This is a genomic window from Luteimonas sp. 3794, assembly GCF_031456825.1.
GTDB lineage: Bacteria > Pseudomonadota > Gammaproteobacteria > Xanthomonadales > Xanthomonadaceae > Luteimonas.
In genome coordinates, this window is record NZ_JAVDVJ010000021.1 from 21,494 (window position 1) to 37,926 (window position 16,433).

13 protein-coding genes are annotated in these 16,433 nt (G+C 67.9%); 4 read left to right on the forward strand and 9 right to left on the reverse strand.

Going from position 1 to position 16,433, the window contains the following annotated elements; translation table 11 throughout:
* Positions 1-45: 45 nt before the first annotated feature.
* The 5 genes from J2X52_RS17275 to J2X52_RS17295 form a co-directional block, all read right to left on the reverse strand.
* Positions 46-453, reverse strand: coding sequence for a hypothetical protein (locus J2X52_RS17275; protein ID WP_310156380.1), 408 nt, complete (start codon positions 451-453; stop codon positions 46-48).
* Complete coding sequence (locus J2X52_RS17280; protein ID WP_310156341.1) at positions 453-1,040, reverse strand: polymer-forming cytoskeletal protein; 588 nt, start codon at positions 1,038-1,040, stop codon at positions 453-455. Before J2X52_RS17280 ends, J2X52_RS17275 begins: the two co-directional genes overlap by 1 nt.
* 481 nt (positions 1,041-1,521) lie before the next feature.
* A complete protein-coding gene (locus J2X52_RS17285; RefSeq protein WP_310156344.1) occupies positions 1,522-1,881 on the reverse strand; it encodes a hypothetical protein in 360 nt (119 codons plus the stop codon).
* Positions 1,882-2,088: 207 nt separating this feature from the next.
* Positions 2,089-2,424, reverse strand: a complete 336-nt coding sequence (locus tag J2X52_RS17290; protein WP_310156347.1) for a hypothetical protein — start codon at positions 2,422-2,424, stop codon at positions 2,089-2,091.
* A gap of 127 nt (positions 2,425-2,551) precedes the next feature.
* Positions 2,552-3,727, reverse strand: coding sequence for a thiolase family protein (locus tag J2X52_RS17295; protein WP_310156350.1), 1,176 nt, complete (start codon positions 3,725-3,727; stop codon positions 2,552-2,554).
* A 182-nt stretch (positions 3,728-3,909) separates the two neighbouring features.
* Here J2X52_RS17295 and J2X52_RS17300 point away from each other — a divergent pair, with 182 nt between their 5' ends.
* Positions 3,910-6,735: a S8 family serine peptidase gene (locus tag J2X52_RS17300; RefSeq protein ID WP_310156383.1), complete on the forward strand. Its 2,826-nt coding sequence runs from the start codon at positions 3,910-3,912 to the stop codon at positions 6,733-6,735.
* A 73-nt stretch (positions 6,736-6,808) separates the two neighbouring features.
* On the opposite strand, the gene J2X52_RS17305 is transcribed toward J2X52_RS17300, so the two are convergent.
* The 4 genes from J2X52_RS17305 to J2X52_RS17320 all read right to left on the reverse strand — a co-directional run bounded on the left by J2X52_RS17305 (position 6,809) and on the right by J2X52_RS17320 (position 11,751).
* A complete protein-coding gene (locus tag J2X52_RS17305) occupies positions 6,809-7,342 on the reverse strand; it encodes a transposase (protein ID WP_310156353.1) in 534 nt (177 codons plus the stop codon).
* A gap of 269 nt (positions 7,343-7,611) precedes the next feature.
* Complete coding sequence (locus J2X52_RS17310) at positions 7,612-8,334, reverse strand: carbonic anhydrase family protein (RefSeq protein WP_310156356.1); 723 nt, start codon at positions 8,332-8,334, stop codon at positions 7,612-7,614.
* Between the two features lie 174 nt (positions 8,335-8,508).
* On the reverse strand, positions 8,509-9,609 hold the full coding sequence (locus J2X52_RS17315) for a Glu/Leu/Phe/Val dehydrogenase dimerization domain-containing protein (RefSeq protein WP_310156360.1): 1,101 nt from the start codon (positions 9,607-9,609) through the stop codon (positions 8,509-8,511).
* A gap of 579 nt (positions 9,610-10,188) precedes the next feature.
* The gene (locus J2X52_RS17320) at positions 10,189-11,751 is read right to left on the reverse strand and encodes a phospholipase D family protein (protein WP_310156363.1); all 1,563 of its coding nucleotides are present in this window, start codon (positions 11,749-11,751) and stop codon (positions 10,189-10,191) included.
* 432 nt (positions 11,752-12,183) lie between these two features.
* On the opposite strand from J2X52_RS17320, the gene J2X52_RS17325 reads away from it, so the two are divergent.
* From J2X52_RS17325 to J2X52_RS17335, 3 genes are all read left to right on the forward strand, one after another.
* The gene (locus tag J2X52_RS17325; RefSeq protein WP_310156366.1) at positions 12,184-14,253 is read left to right on the forward strand and encodes a C1 family peptidase; all 2,070 of its coding nucleotides are present in this window, start codon (positions 12,184-12,186) and stop codon (positions 14,251-14,253) included.
* 313 nt (positions 14,254-14,566) lie between these two features.
* Positions 14,567-15,328, forward strand: coding sequence for a TetR/AcrR family transcriptional regulator (locus J2X52_RS17330; protein WP_310156369.1), 762 nt, complete (start codon positions 14,567-14,569; stop codon positions 15,326-15,328).
* A gap of 15 nt (positions 15,329-15,343) precedes the next feature.
* A complete protein-coding gene (locus tag J2X52_RS17335) occupies positions 15,344-16,273 on the forward strand; it encodes an alpha/beta fold hydrolase (protein ID WP_310156372.1) in 930 nt (309 codons plus the stop codon).
* Positions 16,274-16,433 lie beyond the last annotated feature (160 nt).

The window sequence follows — 16,433 nt, forward strand, 5'->3', positions numbered from 1 at the left end:
CTTGTCATGTGGTCGTGCATGGTGCCGCGAGTTGGCCGGAACGCGCTAGTGGCGCCCCCGGCTCAATGGAGACCGCGTCGGCCGCCGTGCGTCACTGGTCGGCGTGACTTCCACCGAGAGGCTGAAGGTCCGCTCGTCGCCCACCAGCAATGCGCCGACGCCGACGACCTGGCGGGTGATCTCCTTGCCGTCTTCGTCGCGGATGGCCAGCACCACCGAGTACTCCCAGGCGCCGCCTTCCAACGGGTGCCGGATCCGGCCCTCGACCTGGAGGGCGGTGGTGGTTTCCTCCCGCTTGACCGCGTTGCGCGCCACGATCGGCGAACCGGGCGCGCTGTCGATCTTCAGGAAGTGCTGGCACGCCGGACAGCGCGCCGCACTTTCCAGGATCACGGTCTTGCAGTGCGGGCAGGTGCGGGTGGCACCTGCCGCGCCGGGACGACTGCTCACGATCAGTCGCTGGACTTGTCGTTGGCGGCCTTGTCCTTCGTGTTGCCGCCGGGCGTCGGACCGGGCTTCACATCGCCCCAGCCGCATTCGATGTGACCACGGATCTTCGAGCCTGAGGCCACGGTCAACGAGCCTGCCTTGAGGTCACCGGTCAGCACGGCCGAATCCCGCAGTTCCACGAGCGAGGCGGATTCGATGTTGCCTTCCAGTTCGCCCGAGACCAGCACCTGCTGGGCGCGGACACCGCCATTGAGCTTGGCGCCGTGTTCGATGGTCAGGTTGCCCTGCACGTTGACGTCGCCCTTGAACCGGCCGGCGATTCGCACATCGCCGGTACCTTCGATCTTGCCCTCGATCGTGAGGTCGGCGGCGATGATCGATTCCTTGCTGACCGGCGGCGCGGGACGGGGCGTTGCCGCTGTTGCCGGTGCAGGCGAGGGCGCCGGAGCGGGCGAGACCGGCGGTGTCGCCGTCTGGAAATCCGCGACCGCGGGGGACGCCGTGTCGCGCGCCGGAGCGGGCGGCGGCGCATCGGCGCCGAAAGCGGGGGAATCTTTCTTGACGGTGCCGGACTGCGGAAAAATGGCCATGTCGCGCGTTACCTCGGAAATGGACAGGAGAGCGGAAACCACCGCTCGAAAGGGTATTTCCGCGCCGCCGCGGTGGGCAAACGCGGACCCCGAGCCTAGCACGCAAACGACGACATCCAACTGTGACCGTTGGGGCAGATCCGAGACAGGGCAAGCACTTGCCGCATGTTGAAGAAGCGTTACGCGAGATGTCTCGCGAAGGCGGCGGGACAGGCCTGCGGATCGCAGAACGGAGCGATCGTTGCGTGGCCGGGGATCGCAGACCTTGGATCGATCCGTGAAGCGCTGGCGACAGCACCCATCTTGTTTCCGCTCGAGCGCCACGCAGCGCAGAGCTGCAGCCAGGCAGGCATGGTGTCCACGGCTAGGGCGTCAGAGTCCGGCGGGGATGCGGCAGTGTCGAGGCCGCAGGTTGTCGAGGCTGGTGGGCCGCCTAAAAAAAAGCCCGCCGTAAGGCGGGCTGTGTGCGCGGCGGCGGCGATCAGCGATCGGCGCGCTCTTCCATGCGTTCGCCGGCGTTCTCGATCGCCTGACCCGCGTCCTGTGTCGCCTGGCCGGTTGCGCGGGCGGCCTCGTCCGCAGCCGCGTCGGCGCGGCGCGCGGCGTCCTGCGCGGCCACTTCGGCGTCCCGGATCGCGTCACGGCTCTGCTGGCCAGCCGCGTCTGCAGTGGCGCGGGCGGCGTCTGCGGTCGCGGCTGCCGCGTCGGAGATCGCCCGGCCGGCGCTCTCGGTGGCCGCAGCCGCTTCGGCGCGTTCGCGCTCGGCATCGTTGGAGTTGCTGCACGCGGCAAGCGCGAGCAGCGACGCGGCAACAACAGCAGTCATCGGCTTGAAATGCATGGCGTGGTTTCCTGTTTGGATGGGAACGGCGCGAAGATTGAATGCGCCCGTGTGAGGCGCGCGCAAAGGTCACGCGGCTGCGCGTACGTTGGCAGACCGCCTGTTCAGGCGGCAGCCGCCGCCGTACTGCGGGCATGAAAAAAGGCCGCCGGGAAACCCCGGCGGCCTTCGAATTCACTTACAGATGGCCGAAGCCATCGAAGCAAATTACGGCGACACTTCCTCAGCAGCGTCCTTGGCGTCTTCAGCCTTGGTCTCTGCGTGGTCAGCGGCGTCGGCAGCGTGCTCGGCAGCGTCGTCCGTACCGGCAGCGGCGGCCTGGGCAGCAGCGTCGGCAGCGGCGTCAGCAGCGGCAGCGGCGTCGTCGGCAGCAGCCTGCGCGGTGCCGGCAACGGCCGGATCCTGCGTTTCGTTCGCAGCAGCCTGTGCGTCGGCAGCTGCGTCAGCAGCGCCTTCAGCCGAGCTGTTGGCCTGGTCGGCGTTGCTGCAAGCAGCCAGCGCCATACCCAGAGCCAGGGCAAGCAGAGCCTTATTGATCGTCATTGTTTCTTCCTCGTCTGAAAGTGTGGGCAACGCGCTTGAATGCGCGCCGCCGACATGATGACAAGCCTCTGACGGGTGTCAAGCGGGACGTGCGTGGTTTTTTCGTAAAAAACACGTTATCCGAAGATCACGCCATTTGCACGGCAATTGCGGTCGCTTCGCCACCGCCAATACAAAGCGTGGCAATACCGCGCTTCAGGCCGCGCGCTTTGAGCGCGTGAATCAGCGTGACGATCAGGCGCGCACCGCTCGCGCCGATGGGATGGCCGAGCGCCAGTGCGCCCCCATTCACGTTGAGCCGGTCGTGCGGAATGCCGAGATCCTTCATCGGCGCCATCGCGACATTGGCGAACGCTTCGTTGACCTCGAACAGGTCGACGTCCTCGATCTTCCAGCCTGCTTTATCGAGCACGTTCTGGATCGCGGTCACCGGCGCGGTCGTGAACCACTCGGGGGCCTGCGAATGACGCGCGTGGGCGACGATGCGCGCCAGCGGCGTGAGGCCGTGCGCGGCGGCTTCGTCGGACGAGGTCAGCACCAGCGCGGCGGCACCGTCAGAGATGCTCGAGGAACTGGCCGCGGTCAGCACGCCGTCCTTGCCGAAGGCCGCGCGCAGGGTCGGGATCTTTTCGACCTGGATCTTGCCCGGCGCCTCGTCGGTGTCGAACGTCGCCTCGCCCTTGCGGGTCTTGACGGTGACGGGCGCGATTTCGTTCTTGAATGCGCCGCTTTCGATCGCCTTCTTCGCCCGGGTGGCGCTTTCGACGGCGTAGGCGTCGAGATCCTCGCGGGTGAAGCCGTACTCGTGGCTGGCGACGTCACCGAACACGCCCATCGACTTGGCGTCGTCGGGGTTGGTCAGGCCGTCCCAGGCCATGTGGTCGAGCATCTCCGCGCTGCCATAGCGGATGCCGGTACGCGAGCCATTGAGCAGGTGTGGGGCATTGGTCATCGACTCCATGCCGCCGGCGACGACGAATTTCGCGGTGCCGGCCTTGATCAGGTCGTGGCCGAACATCACTGCCTGCATGCCGGAGCCGCAGACCTTGTTGATGGTCACGCAGCCGGCCTTGTCGGGAATGCCCGCCGCGCGCGAAGCCTGGCGCGCAGGCGCCTGGCCCAGACCGGCCGGCAGCACGCAGCCCATGATGGCTTCGTCGATGAGGTCGGGTGCCACGCCGGCGTGTTCGAGGGCGGCGGTGATCGCGGCTGCGCCGAGCGTGGTCGTGGGAACGCCGGTGAACTGGCCGAGCATGGAACCGATGGCGGTGCGCTTGGCGCCGACGATGACGATGTCAGTCATGGGGGAGGTGACTCCGATAGGTGAACTGCATGGTCCGCCGATTATCGCACCGGGCGCCCGCATGTGCGGAACCGGGACCCGGACGATGGCACGCTGCGGCAATTGCAGGTATAGATGCGGCGGCAGGGGTGCAGGCGGGCGACGTGTCCGCATCGAGGAGAGCGGACATGGTGTCGAGAGCAATGCGCGTGCGCGGCGGGCACGGACTTTCACGGACGATCCTGGCCTGCGCGCTGGGTACGGCGTTGGCGGCATGTGGCGGTGGCGGCTCGAGTGGGGGGCTGGTGATCCCCACACCCCCGCCGCCGCTGTCGCCGCCGCCCTCCACGCCGCCGCCCACCGTGGTGCAGCCGCCGAATCCGGCCTACAGCCGGCATCTTGCCGACACCAATACCTTTGCCGCGCACGAAGCGGGCTTCACCGGGCGCGGCGTACGGATCGGCTTTCTCGACACCGGCGTCAACCGCGACCATCCCGCACTGCGCGACCGGGTGGTGGCCAACCTGACCTACATCGGCGCCTCCGGCAACAACCTGACCGTCGACGATGTCGTCGGCCACGGCACCGCGGTCGCGCAGACCGCGGCCGGGCGCCCCTTCGGCACTTGGCCCGGCGGCGTGGCGCAGAACGCGGAGATCGTCTCGGCCCGCATCATCCGCGACAAGCCACCCGAGGACGACGGCACCGGCGGCGGCAACGAGATCGACGGCCCGCTGGGCCTGACCACCATCCACCGCGACCTCATCAGCCGCAACGTCAAGGTGATGAACAACTCCTGGGGTGGCCTGTACTGGACCAACCTCGGGATCACTGCGCAGGTCGCGAGCGAGTACCGGCCGTTCATCATCAATCACGGCGGTCTGGTGGTGTTCGCCTCGGGCAACTCCGGCTTCGACAATCCGTCCGATACCGCGGCGCTGCCGAGCAAACCCGGCACTGGCGGCAGCATGCCGGCCGCGGATCTGGAGCGGGGCTGGCTCAGCGTGTCGGCCCTGGCCGAGAACAGCACCACGACGCTCGCCAGCTATTCGAACGCCTGCGGTGTCGCGATGCGTTACTGCCTGGTGGCGCCTGGCACGGTGATCGTCACCGGCACCAACGACGCCCCGAACGCGCCCACCTATTACCGCTACAGCGGCACCTCACTCGCGGCGCCGCTGGTCTCGGGCGCGGCCGCGCTCGTCTGGGAAGCCTTCCCGTATTTCGACAATGACCTCGTGCGGCAAACCATCCTGGGCACCGCGACCGACATCGGCGCGCCCGGTGTGGACGCGGTGTTCGGCTACGGCGTGCTCAACGTCGGCAAGGCCGTCCGCGGGCCGGCGAAGTTCGACTGGGGTGATGTCACTGCGAACTTCAACAGCGGCACGTCGACCTGGGCCAACCACATCAGCGGCGCGGGCGGTCTGATCAAGCGCGGTAGCGGCACGCTGCAGGTCACGGGCGCGTCCACATATCGCGGTGCCACGCGCGCCGAGGGCGGCACGCTCGCGTTCGCCTCCTCGATTCCGGGCGCGGCGACGGTGATGTCCGGCGCCACGCTGCAGTTTGCCGGCGCGCGCGTGGGCGGCAACCTCGTCAACAACGGCACGTTTGCGGTGATCGGCAACACGCCGGCGCGGACCATCGCCGGCAACTTCCAGCAAGGATCTGCAGGCCGTCTCGCGTGGCAGATGGGGGCGCCGTTGCAGGTGAGCGGTAGCGCCAGCCTCGCAGGCGAACTGCAGGTCACCGGCGTCATCAGCGGGTATACGACCCAGCGCCGCGAGAACGTCGTCGAAGCCGCTGGCGGCGTGAGCGGCGTGTTCGGCAGTCTCACCAGCGGGCCGGGCGTCTTCCTCGAAGGCAATCTGCGCTACGACACCAACCTCGCCTGGATCGATGTGATCCGTCTCAACGTGACGGCCGCGGCAGCGTCGATGAGCGGGATCACTGCGCAGTCGATGGGCGCGGCTGAACGGGTGGAAGGGGCGTTCGCGCAGGTCGATGGCCAGTCGTCGGTGAGCGGTGGTGCCATCGCTGACGGCTTCGTCCGGGTGGCTGGCGAATTCCAGGGTATCCAGAGCGAAGCGGCCGCGGTCGCCGCGCTCGAGAGCCTGTCGGGCGCGCAGCATGCGGCGGCGCTGACGGCGACATTCGACAACGTCGACATGGGTCGACGCGCGGTCGCATCCCGGGTGGGCGCATTGGCGGCGCGCGATGCGTCTGCCGGCGTGTGGCGGGAATCGCTGGGGCAGGGCGGCAGCGGCGGATTCGCGCGCGATGGTTTCAGCGTCGATGGCTGGAGCATCGGCCGCGATCATCTGCTTGGTAGCGGACTGGTGGCCGGCTTCGCCTTCGGCGAACTGCGCGGTGCCGGCATCGCCGCGGCCCGCGGTGACCGCAATCGCGACCGGCAGACCCAGGCGCAGGCCTATCTGGCGCACAGCTTCGGCGACAGCTACGTCATGGCGCAGCTCGGCAGCGGCCGCTTCGATCGCGACATGCAGCGACAGCTGTTTTCGGGCGCGGACTGGCAGGGTGTGTCGACGCGCTACGCAGGCAATTACACGCAGGCGGCGGTCGAGGCCGGCCATCAGTGGCGCGTCGGCACGACTGCGTTCGGGCCGTATGTCGGCGCCGAACAGGTGCGTCTGCGCAGCGACGGGTTCGACGAACGCGGCGGCGACGGCTTCGGCCTGCGCACTCCAGGCTGGGACGTCGAACGCAGCCAGGCGATCGCCGGCCTGCGCGCGCGCTGGGATGCGCCCGGATTCTCGCTGCACGGCTATGGCGAATGGCAGCAGACGCTGTCGTCTAGCGGGTTCGATCTGCAGGCGAGCTTCACCGGTGTCGAAAGCTGGGCGCCTATCTCCGGGTTCGCGCCGGCGCGTTCCGGCGGTCTTGCGGGGGTCGGCCTCGAATCCTGGCTGACGCCGCGTGCGCGGATGATGCTGGGCGTCGACCAGCGCTTCGGACCGCGCGGCAGTGATCGCATGGCATCGATGCGGGTTGCGGTCGGGTTCTGATCTGCCAGCAATCCCCGCAAAAAAGGCTGCTCACAAGCAGCCTTTTTTCTGTAGGAGCGCGCTCGCGCGCGAATCAGGGCAGTCCAGAAGGACGCCAATCCCGCCAGCACGCGCGCTCCTGTATTTCGCCCTCGTTTCCGGCGAGCCAGACCGCGTCCCAGAACGGATAGTCGCCAAGCGATCTGCAGAGTCCTGCACGCAAAGGATTGGCGACGACGTAGCGCGCAGCGGCGTGTAGATCCTCGTCGCGGCGGATTGCACGGTCATGAAATGCGTTGGACCAGACGGGTCCTGCGTCACCCCATTGGCTATGCAGGTTGCGGCTGACGGCCGACTTCATCCGCGCCACCACGCGTCCGAGCGATTCGGTGCCCAGCTGCAACAGCCAGTGCGCATGATCGGGCATCAGAACCCAGGCCAAGAGCCTCGAATCCCCAGCAGCACGCGGGCTCGTGAAGGCGCAGCACGCTGCTCGCGCGTTGTCGAAATCAGTGAACAACCTGCGCCGTTTCCAGGTGGAGGCGGTGACCAGGTAGGGCCGATCGGCTTCAGACCTTCGGCCGATACGGAGTGCGCGATGACCGTTGCTTTGGACTGGACAAGGCATGCCTGAATATTCGGACGCACACCATCTCGAAGCCACAGGGAATCCACCCGAGCCTCTGTAAGTGACGCCGCTTGGCACGGTGCTCTTGCGAGCGCAATTCGCGCGCGAGCGCGCTCCTACAGACAAGCCCGAACTCAATGCGCGTCTGGGATGCGGTTTGGCTCGATGGAGTAGGAGAAAAGGGCCACGCCCGCACGAGGGCGCGGGCGGGCGATGTTCCCAGGCAGGCCTGATCGCGCGCGAGCGCGCTCCTACAAATAAGTGCGCGATCAATGCGCCGCGTAATGGATCAGCGGGCGTTCGTTGAGCGGCTGGACCTTGCGGTTGTTGTGGCTGTAGCGGGCGTTGAAGCCGGCGATCTGTTCTGCCGACAGCGTCACCGGGTTGTCCAGCACGTACCACTCGACGTTCTCGGTCAGCGGCGGCGTGGTCAGCGACCCGAGATAGTGGTGGTAGCTCTTGTCGCGCGGCAGCATGATCGCGATGTCCTCGCTTTCAATCTCGCCCTCGTGCGCGTCGCCCAGCGCCTGGAGCACTTCGCCGGCCAGCTTGTTGGGCTCGCCCTCGCGATACATCACGCCGACCACGGCCAGGCGGCCGTCCTTCGCCTTGAACACGAAGTGGCCTTCGAGCGGGAACGATTCGCCGTCGATGGTGTGTTCGCTGGCGGCGTGGAAATGGAACTGCATCAGTTCGAAATGGCGCCCGCGGATCAGCGCGTCCGGGCCATGCGCTTCCACTTCCACCGCGTGGCCGTTGTCGACCACGCGCAGCGCCGCTTCGGTGTCGCGCAGTTCGATCGCCTGGGCTTCTTCCATGTCGCCTTCGGTCGCCACCGCGCGCTCGATGTCGATCGGGGACTGGCCCAGCGACGCCGGGTACTGCCAGGTGTCCTGCCGCTCGTAGTCGTACTGCTGGGCGACGGCAAACGTCGGGGCGAGCAGGGCGGCCATGGCGAGCACGAGGGTGCGGGTGCGGGTCAGACGGGGCATTGGAATCTCCTGGGGGAGGGCGTCGGGAGACGTCGGGGCGGCTAGGCTACACCTGCGATCCGGCAGTGGCAGTGGCGCCGGTGCGGTCCTCCGCAACCGTTAAGCAACGCGCCGCGCGCAAGCAAAAACGCCACCCGAAGGTGGCGTTTTCGTGAAACTTTCGAGACGGCCGGATCAGCCGCCGCGTACGCGGCCCTGGAAGCGCGGCTGCGCGCGGCCGAGCGGCAGTTTCAGCTTGCCCATGGTCTGGATGCGCTCCTCGGCGAGGCGGTCGGCGGCCATGTAGGTCGGCACGCCCTCGCGTTCGGAGATCTCGAAGATGCGCGTGAGGTTGTGATAGATCGTGCGCATCATCCGCATCGCGCGTTCGCGGTTGTAGCCGTCGATCTCCAGCGAGATGTTCATCACGCCGCCTGCGTTGACCGCGTAGTCGGGCGCGTAGAGGATGCCGCGCTTCTCGACCTCGTCGCCGATCGCGTTGTTGACGAGCTGGTTGTTCGCCGCGCCGCAGATGATCTTGGCCTTCAGGCGCGGCAACGTCTGCTCGTTGACCGTACCGCCGAGCGCGCACGGCGAATAGACATCGGCGTTGACGTCGTAGATCTCGTCCAGACCCACGGCTTCGGCGCCGTACTCGTCCACCGCGCGTGCCACGCGATCCTTGTTGATGTCGGTGACGAACACTTTCGCACCGCGCTCGGCGAGCAGCTTCACGAACTCGATGCCGACATGGCCCAGGCCCTGCACGGCGTAGCTGTAGTTGCCCACGTCTTCATTGCCGAACTTGCGGTTCAGCGCGGCCAGCAGGCCCTGCATCGTGCCGTAGGCAGTGAACGGCGACGGGTCGCCCGAGCCGCCATGGACCTGGTGCACGCCGGTGACGAACTGGGTTTCGCGATACACCAGTTCCATGTCGTTGACGTCGATGCCGACGTCCTCGGCAGTGATGTAGCGGCCGCCCAGCGACTCGACGAACTGGCCGAACGCGCGGAACAGGCCTTCCGACTTGTCGGACGCCGGATCACCGATGATCACCGCCTTGCCGCCACCGAGATTCAGGCCGGCGACCGCGTTCTTGTACGTCATGCCACGCGACAGGCGCAGCACATCGTTGAGCGCGTCCTGCTCGGAGTCGTACGGCCACATGCGGGTGCCGCCCAGCGCCGGACCCAGCACGGTGTTGTGGATCGCGATGATCGCCTTCAGACCCACGTCCTTGTTGTGGCAGAACACGACCTGCTCGTGGCCGTAGGTGTCGAGGTGCTCGAAAATCATTCAAAACTCCGTCACGGGCGATGGGCCCGACGTCTGGTGGCAGGAGGCGGCGTGGGGGCTGTGCGGGTCGGTCTTGGCGACCGGATCGGTCCGGCAGGGCCGCAGGGTGAGAGTGACCGCGGCATTTTACGCCCCTGCCCCGTGAATTGGTTGAAGGTGCAACTTTCGGGTCCGAAGGGCTTCAGGATCAAGCGGTTGGGGCGGTTTGGCGTTGTTCGCTCGGCTCGCTGTAAAGAGCTGGCCGACCTCCAAGTCGTCTGGGTCGCGATAAGCCAGAAGCCGTCATCCCGGCGAAGGCCGGGATCCAGCGACTTCCAGTCGGCCGAGATCGCAAACCTGCCAGCAGGCTTGCCGCCTCAATCACGCACATGGCGTTGCTGCTCCGCTACCGGCCCTCAATTCGCTGGATGACCAGCATTAAGCGCTGTTGTGAAGCACTTCCGGCCTTCGTCGGGATGACGAGCTCAAAAAAGCGAGGCCCTTCCGACTCGCCTGGTTCGCGCCTCGCACAGCCTGACGGTTCGCCCCCACCCAACCCTCCCCCGCGAGCGGGGGAGGGCTTCGAGCGGCAATGCGACCTTACAGCTGCGACTCCACCGGCAGCCAGCGCACCACATTCGCGCTCACGCGCTGCAGGCGGGTGCTGTCGGGTTCGAGTTTCAGAGGCGCCGGCGGGTCTTCGGTGCGGTCGAGCCAGCGGGTGTCGCCGTCGCTGTTGAGGTACACCCAATAGCTCATGCCCGGTGCGGTGAGGTGTCGGTATTCCTCGAACAGCGCCGCGCCCAGCGCGGGGTCGTCGAACAGCACGCCCATTTCGGTGTTGAGGTTGGCCGAGCGCGGGTCGAGGTTGAACGAGCCGACGAAGCCGCGTCGGCCGTCGACCAGGATCGCCTTGGTGTGCAGGCTGGCGCCGCTGCTGCCGAACAGGCTGCTGGCGGCCTTCGCCTCGGCGCGGCTGCGGGCTTCGAACAGATGCACGCCGCCTTCGAGCAGCGTCGTGCGATACCGCACGTAGCCGCCATGCACCGCGACCACGTCGTTCGCCGCCAGCGAATTGGTCACCACCGCCACATGCACGCCGCGCTGCGCCAGGTGGACCAGTCCGCTGGTGCCCTGCACGCCGGGCACGAAGTAGGGCGAGATCAGCAGCGCCGAGCGCTCGGCGTCCACGATGTCGCCGACCAGGCGCTCGACCAGCCAGTCCTCGCGGTCGTCGCCGCGCCATTTGATCGGCGGGTCGGACAGGATGCGGATGTGCTCGCTCCAGATCGGCGTGAGCGCCTGCGAGAAATAGCCGCGCACGCTCGGCGACAGCTCCATCGCCTCCAGATAGCGCTGCGCCTCGTCGCTGCGCGATTCCTCCTGGATCTGCGCCAGCACTGCGCGGATCGTCGATTTCGACTTGCGGTTCAGTGCCTCGATCGGCACCGCCGCCTCGCTGTTCCAGAAGTCATCGAAGATCGCGTTGGCATCGGCCACTGCCGGGCCGAACAGCACCATGTCGAGATCGTGGAAGTTGAATTCCTCGGCCGCGCTGAAGTACTCCACGCCGATGTTGCGACCGCCCACCACCGCCACGCGGCCGTCGGCGATCCACGCCTTGTTGTGCATGCGGTGGTTCACGCCCCAGGCGCGCTGCACCATCTCCAGCAGACGCATCACGCCGGTGCGGTTGCGGAACGGGTTGTAGACGCGCAGCTCGATATTGGCGTGCGAGTCCATCGCTAGCAGGGTGTCGTCCATCTTGCCGATGCCCATGTCGTCGAGCAGGATCCGCACGCGCACGCCGCGCTCGGCGGCCATCCAGGCCTCGTGCGCGAGCATCCGCCCGGTCAGGTCGTCGTGCCAGATGTAGTACTGCAGGTCGAGGCTGCGCCCGGCCTGGCGCGCGGAGATCGCACGCGCGGCGTAGGCGTCCACGCCGTCGGGCAGCATGATCGCGCCGGTCTTGCCGTCATGGCGTGCCAGCAGTGGCACCAGTTCGCGGTCGAGCGCCGTGGCGTCGTCGGCCAGTGGCAGCACGTGACTGGGCACACCGCTGGCCGGCGGCAGCAGGTGGTCGGCCACGAAGATGCTGCTCACTGCCATCACCAGCAGCGTGAACAGGCCCCAGCCGACAATTTTTTTGACGCGTTTCTTCATGGGCGCAGGCCTGTGGTCATCCGCACAAGCATCGCAGAACGCGGATGCGGGTGTTATCCCAACCAACAAATCGTCATTCCCGCGAAGGCGGGAAGCGCTCTTCAACAGCCCGGAGGGCTGGTCGTCCAAGGACGTTTGCGCGGTCGGGTCGAGAGTCCATGGATTGACCCGTCGTCATTCCCGCGAAGGCGGGAATCCAAGGACGTTTGCGCGATCGGGTCGAGCGCCCATGGATTGACCAGCCATTCGGCTGTTGGAGAGCACATCCGCTTTCGCGGGAATGACCCACCGTCGCGGCGCCTGCGATCGGCCGCGCGCACTGTGGGTGTCATATCGCGACCGTCATCGATCCGTTGCACACTGCGGCGGGGGATCCGTCGCTGTCCGCCCGGCAGGCCCGGGCGCGTTCGATATGCGCACCACGGAGGCTTCATGGCGACCCGAAAGACCACGCGCCGCGCGGCGCGCAAGGCGACCACCCAGCGGCTGCTCGACGCACGCCCCGATACCGCGGATTTCCGCGACCGCATGTTCGAACCCACCCTGGTCGACGTGCCCAGCGAAATGCCGCTCTCGCGCTTCATCGCATTGCGCGTGCCGGTGCTCGACCAGGGCGAGGAGGGCGCCTGCACCGCCTACGGCCTGGCGACCGTCGCGCACACCCTGCTGCGACGCCGCCGGCCCGACCCGGTCACGCTGCGCATGAGCACGCGCATGCTCTACGACATGGCCCGCCGCTACGACGAGTGGGAAGGCGAGGACTACGACGGCTCCAGCTGCCGCGGCGCGATGAAGGGCTGGCACCGCCACGGCGTGTGCGCCGAGGACTGCTGGCCCGACACCACCGGCCCGCTGGACGAGGTCTACACCGAAGAACGCGCGCGCGCCGCGCAGGCACATCCGCTCGGTGCCTACTACCGCGTCAACCACAAGGATCTGGTGGCGATGCACGCCGCGTTCGCCGAAGTGGGCGTGCTCTACGCCTCGGCCGCGGTGCACGCCGACTGGATGGCGCCGCCCAAGTCGGGCGTCATCGATTGGACCGAGCAACCGATCGCCGGCTACCACGCGTTTGCGATCGTCGGCTACGACCGCGACGGCTTCTGGATCCAGAACTCCTGGGGTACCGGCTGGGGCAAGCGCGGCTACGCCTGGATCAGCTACGACGAATGGCTGCAGCGCGGCACCGATGTCTGGGTCGCGCGCCTCGCCGTGCCCGTGCGCCTGCAACGCGTGCAGGCCGTGGCCGCCAGCAACTCGGCGCTGGCACGGCAGTCGAACGGCTACTCGCAGGCCGACCTGCGCCCGCACATCGTCAGCCTCGGCAACGACGGCCGCCTGCGCACCAGCGGGCGCTTCGGCACCGGCCAGGACGCGGTGCGCAACCTCATCCGCGAAGACCTGCCGCGCATCACCCGCGACTGGCCGAAAAAGCGCGTGATGCTCTACGCCCACGGCGGCCTCGTGCCGGAACAGGCCGCGATCCAGCGTGTCGCCGATCTGCGCGAGCTGATGCTGCCGCAGCAGATCTACCCGCTGTGCTTCGTGTGGAAGAGCGATTTCTGGAGCACGCTCGGCAACATCCTGCGCGACGCCGTGCGCCCGCGCACCGAAGGCCTGATGGACACGGCCAAGGGCGTGCTGCTCGATCGCATCGACGACACCATCGAACCGCTGGCGCGCGCGCTGGGCGGCAAGGCGATGTGGAACGAGATGAAGGAGAACGCGCTGCTGGCGACGACCGCCGTCATCCGCAGCGGCGATCAACTCACCGAAGCCGGCGGCGCCGCGCAGGTCGCGCGCCTGCTCGGCGAATGGATGCAGGCCGATCCGAGCGTCGAACTGCACCTCGTCGGCCACAGTGCCGGCTCGATCCTGCTCGCGCCGCTGGCGCAGCTGATCACCGCCGACGGGCTCGTGCCCACAGGCCCGGCCGCCAGCATGCAGGGCATCGGCCAGCGCATCGCCAGCCTCAACCTGTGGGCGCCGGCGATGACGATGGCCCTGTTCGAACAGAGCTTCGCGCCTGCACTGGCCGAGAGCCGCATCGGCCACGCCGGCCTGTTCACCCTGAGCGACCGCGCCGAACAGGACGACCACTGCGCCCGCGTCTACAACAAGTCGCTGCTGTACCTCGTCGCCCACGCCTTCGAAGAGCGCGCCCGCAGCTGGGTGCGCCGCGAACACCGCAACGGCACCCCGCTGCTGGGTATGGCGCGCTTCATCGAATCCAACGGCGCCATCCGTGACCTGCTGGCGACCGGCAAGCTCGACTGGATCCAGGCCCCGGTGCAGGGCGATCCCGCGCATGCGGCGGATGGCAGTGCGGCGACGAGCCATGGCGGTTTCGACGATGACGGCGCGACATTGCAGGCCACGCTGTGCCGGATTCTCGGCGAGCGCAGCACCACCGCGCCGGTGCGGATTCACCGGTCGGAATCGGGCTTGGCGGATTGCCGCCTGCGTCTTCGCGAGGCACTGGACACCCCGTCAGGGCGTTGAGCCTGGCGTCCGGCCAGCCTCTCTGCAGGCGCGAATGCGGCACCGGTTGCAGCCATCACCCACAAGTCCCGTTTCCGGGGCCGCCGCCTGTGCGAGGCGCTGAAAGCACCCGTCGTGTGCAACCCATGGGTCATGACGGAGGCGCATACCCGGAGTCCGAATGGGCCGCACCGGCCTGCGGGGCGGACTAAGGAAGGTCTGAATAACTGCCGTCATCCCCGCGGCTTTCAACGGACGCATGTCCGGTCAGGCGGGGATCCAGTGACTTCAAGCCTCTGAAAACCAAAGACGCTGGATTCCCGCCTGACCGGACATGCGTCCGTTGAAAGCCGCGGGAATGACGGCCAAAAGCGGAATTGTTCAGACCTTCCCTAAGGCCCGAACGGCCGGGTTTGAAAATACGAACGTTCGTGCTATTTATCCCGGCATGACCCCTGTACCCGCCACCAGCAAAGGCAGCGCGACCCGCGAGATGATCGTCGAGCGCGCCTACGCTATCGCCTCGCGCCAGGGCCTCGAAGGCCTGTCGATCGGCGATCTGGCCGGCGCCGCCGGCATGTCCAAGAGCGGGGTGTTCGCCCATTTCGGCTCGCGCGAGGATCTGCAGCTCAGCGTGCTCGACTGGACCGCGGAACGCTTCGCAGCGGTCGTCGTGGCGCCGGCACTGGCCCGGCCGCGCGGCCTGCCGCGCCTGCGCGCGATCGCCGAGGGCTGGTTCCAGTGGGTGCTGGACAACCCCGACGGCTGCGTGATGCTGGGCGCGGCCAACGAATACGACGCGCGTCCGGGTGCGCTGCGCGAGCGCACCGTGCGCTGGCTGCAGCACTGGCGCCAGCAGCTGGCGAAGGCCATCGGCATGTGCGTCGACGCCGGCGAGCTGGCCCCGTCGACCGATCCCATGCTGCTCGCCTTCGAGATCTTCGCCGTCACCGAAGGGCTGCACACCGCCCGCCTGTACGACCCCGACCACGCGCGCCAGCTCGCGCTGCGTTCGCTGGATCGGTTGCTCGCGTCCTATGGCGCAGGCACGGAGCCCGAGTCCGGAGCCGCGTCGAACCCGACTCCCACCGCCTGATCCCTGGAACCCGCCATGGCCACCGCCGCCGCGCCCTCAAATAGCACGATCGTTCGAAAAAATGCCGGGCTCGCGCTGCTGCGCTGGCGCTTCCGGCTGGGCAGCTGGCTGGCTCCGAAGGGTACGCTGCATCGCGCGTTCGACCTGTTCGGCACGCCGATGTCGGCCTCTCGCGAGCGGGCTCGCAATGCGGACGCCAATAGCGCGCGCATCCATCGTCTGCCGCTCGGTCGCGAGCAGCTGACCGTCTACACCTGGGGCGATCCGGACACCCAGCCCTGCGTCCTGCTGGCCCACGGCTGGTCCAGTTACGGCCTGCGTTTCCTGCCGTGGGTGGCGCCGCTACAGCGCGCCGGCTATGCGGTCGTCGCGTTCGACCAGCCGGCACATGGCCGCAGCAGCGGCCGCCGCGCCAACCTGCCGATGTTCGTCGCGGGCGTGCAGGCCGTGGCCGCGCACCTGGGCCCGCTCGCGGGCGTGATCGGACATTCGCTGGGCGGCGCGGCCGTGGCCATCGCGCTCAGCCGTGGCCTGCAGGCCGAGCGGGCGATCCTGCTGGCACCCGCCGCCGATCCCGTCGACGCCGCCCGTCGCTTCGCCGGCGTCATCGGCCTGGCCCAACATCTGACCAAACGGATTTTCGACGACTACGAAGCCGTGACCGCCCAGTCCGTCGCCGACCTGCAGGCCCACGCCACCGCCCCGCGCATCGCCCGCCCGGCGCTGGTGGTGCACGACCTCGAAGACCGTGACGTGCCCTGGGCCGAAGGCGAACGCTACGCGCGCTACTGGCCCCAGGCGCACCTGCTCAGTACCACCGGCCTGGGCCATCACCGCATCGCCAACGATGCCGCCGTCGTCGCCGATGCGATCGCCTTCCTGCAGGGCGACACCGTCGGCCAGCGCGTGGTCTCCACCGGCGCGCTGCCGTTCGGGGTCTGCTGATTCGCGCGCGAGCGCGCTCCTACAAAGACGGCACAACAGGTCCGCCCTGTAGGAGCGCGCTCGCGCGCGACCGCGCTGCTGCATCCACGTAGCGCCCCTCAAGGCGTTTCAAGCGATGCCTGCAACGCCGTCGCCAGTGCCGCATCCCCGCTGACCAGAT

Bases quoted from the DNA above. Each gene is read 5' to 3' on its own strand.
- J2X52_RS17280 (WP_310156341.1), bottom strand. From the start codon at position 1,040: ATGGCCATTTTTCCGCAGTCCGGCACCGTCAAGAAAGATTCCCCCGCT.
- J2X52_RS17285 (WP_310156344.1), bottom strand. From the start codon at position 1,881: ATGCATTTCAAGCCGATGACTGCTGTTGTTGCCGCGTCGCTGCTCGCG.
- J2X52_RS17290 (WP_310156347.1), bottom strand. From the start codon at position 2,424: ATGACGATCAATAAGGCTCTGCTTGCCCTGGCTCTGGGTATGGCGCTG.
- J2X52_RS17295 (WP_310156350.1), bottom strand. From the start codon at position 3,727: ATGACTGACATCGTCATCGTCGGCGCCAAGCGCACCGCCATCGGTTCC.
- J2X52_RS17300 (WP_310156383.1), top strand. From the start codon at position 3,910: ATGCGCGTGCGCGGCGGGCACGGACTTTCACGGACGATCCTGGCCTGC.
- J2X52_RS17305 (WP_310156353.1), bottom strand. From the start codon at position 7,342: ATGCCTTGTCCAGTCCAAAGCAACGGTCATCGCGCACTCCGTATCGGC.
- J2X52_RS17310 (WP_310156356.1), bottom strand. From the start codon at position 8,334: ATGCCCCGTCTGACCCGCACCCGCACCCTCGTGCTCGCCATGGCCGCC.
- J2X52_RS17315 (WP_310156360.1), bottom strand. From the start codon at position 9,609: ATGATTTTCGAGCACCTCGACACCTACGGCCACGAGCAGGTCGTGTTC.
- J2X52_RS17320 (WP_310156363.1), bottom strand. From the start codon at position 11,751: ATGAAGAAACGCGTCAAAAAAATTGTCGGCTGGGGCCTGTTCACGCTG.
- J2X52_RS17325 (WP_310156366.1), top strand. From the start codon at position 12,184: ATGGCGACCCGAAAGACCACGCGCCGCGCGGCGCGCAAGGCGACCACC.
- J2X52_RS17330 (WP_310156369.1), top strand. From the start codon at position 14,567: ATGCGTCCGTTGAAAGCCGCGGGAATGACGGCCAAAAGCGGAATTGTT.
- J2X52_RS17335 (WP_310156372.1), top strand. From the start codon at position 15,344: ATGGCCACCGCCGCCGCGCCCTCAAATAGCACGATCGTTCGAAAAAAT.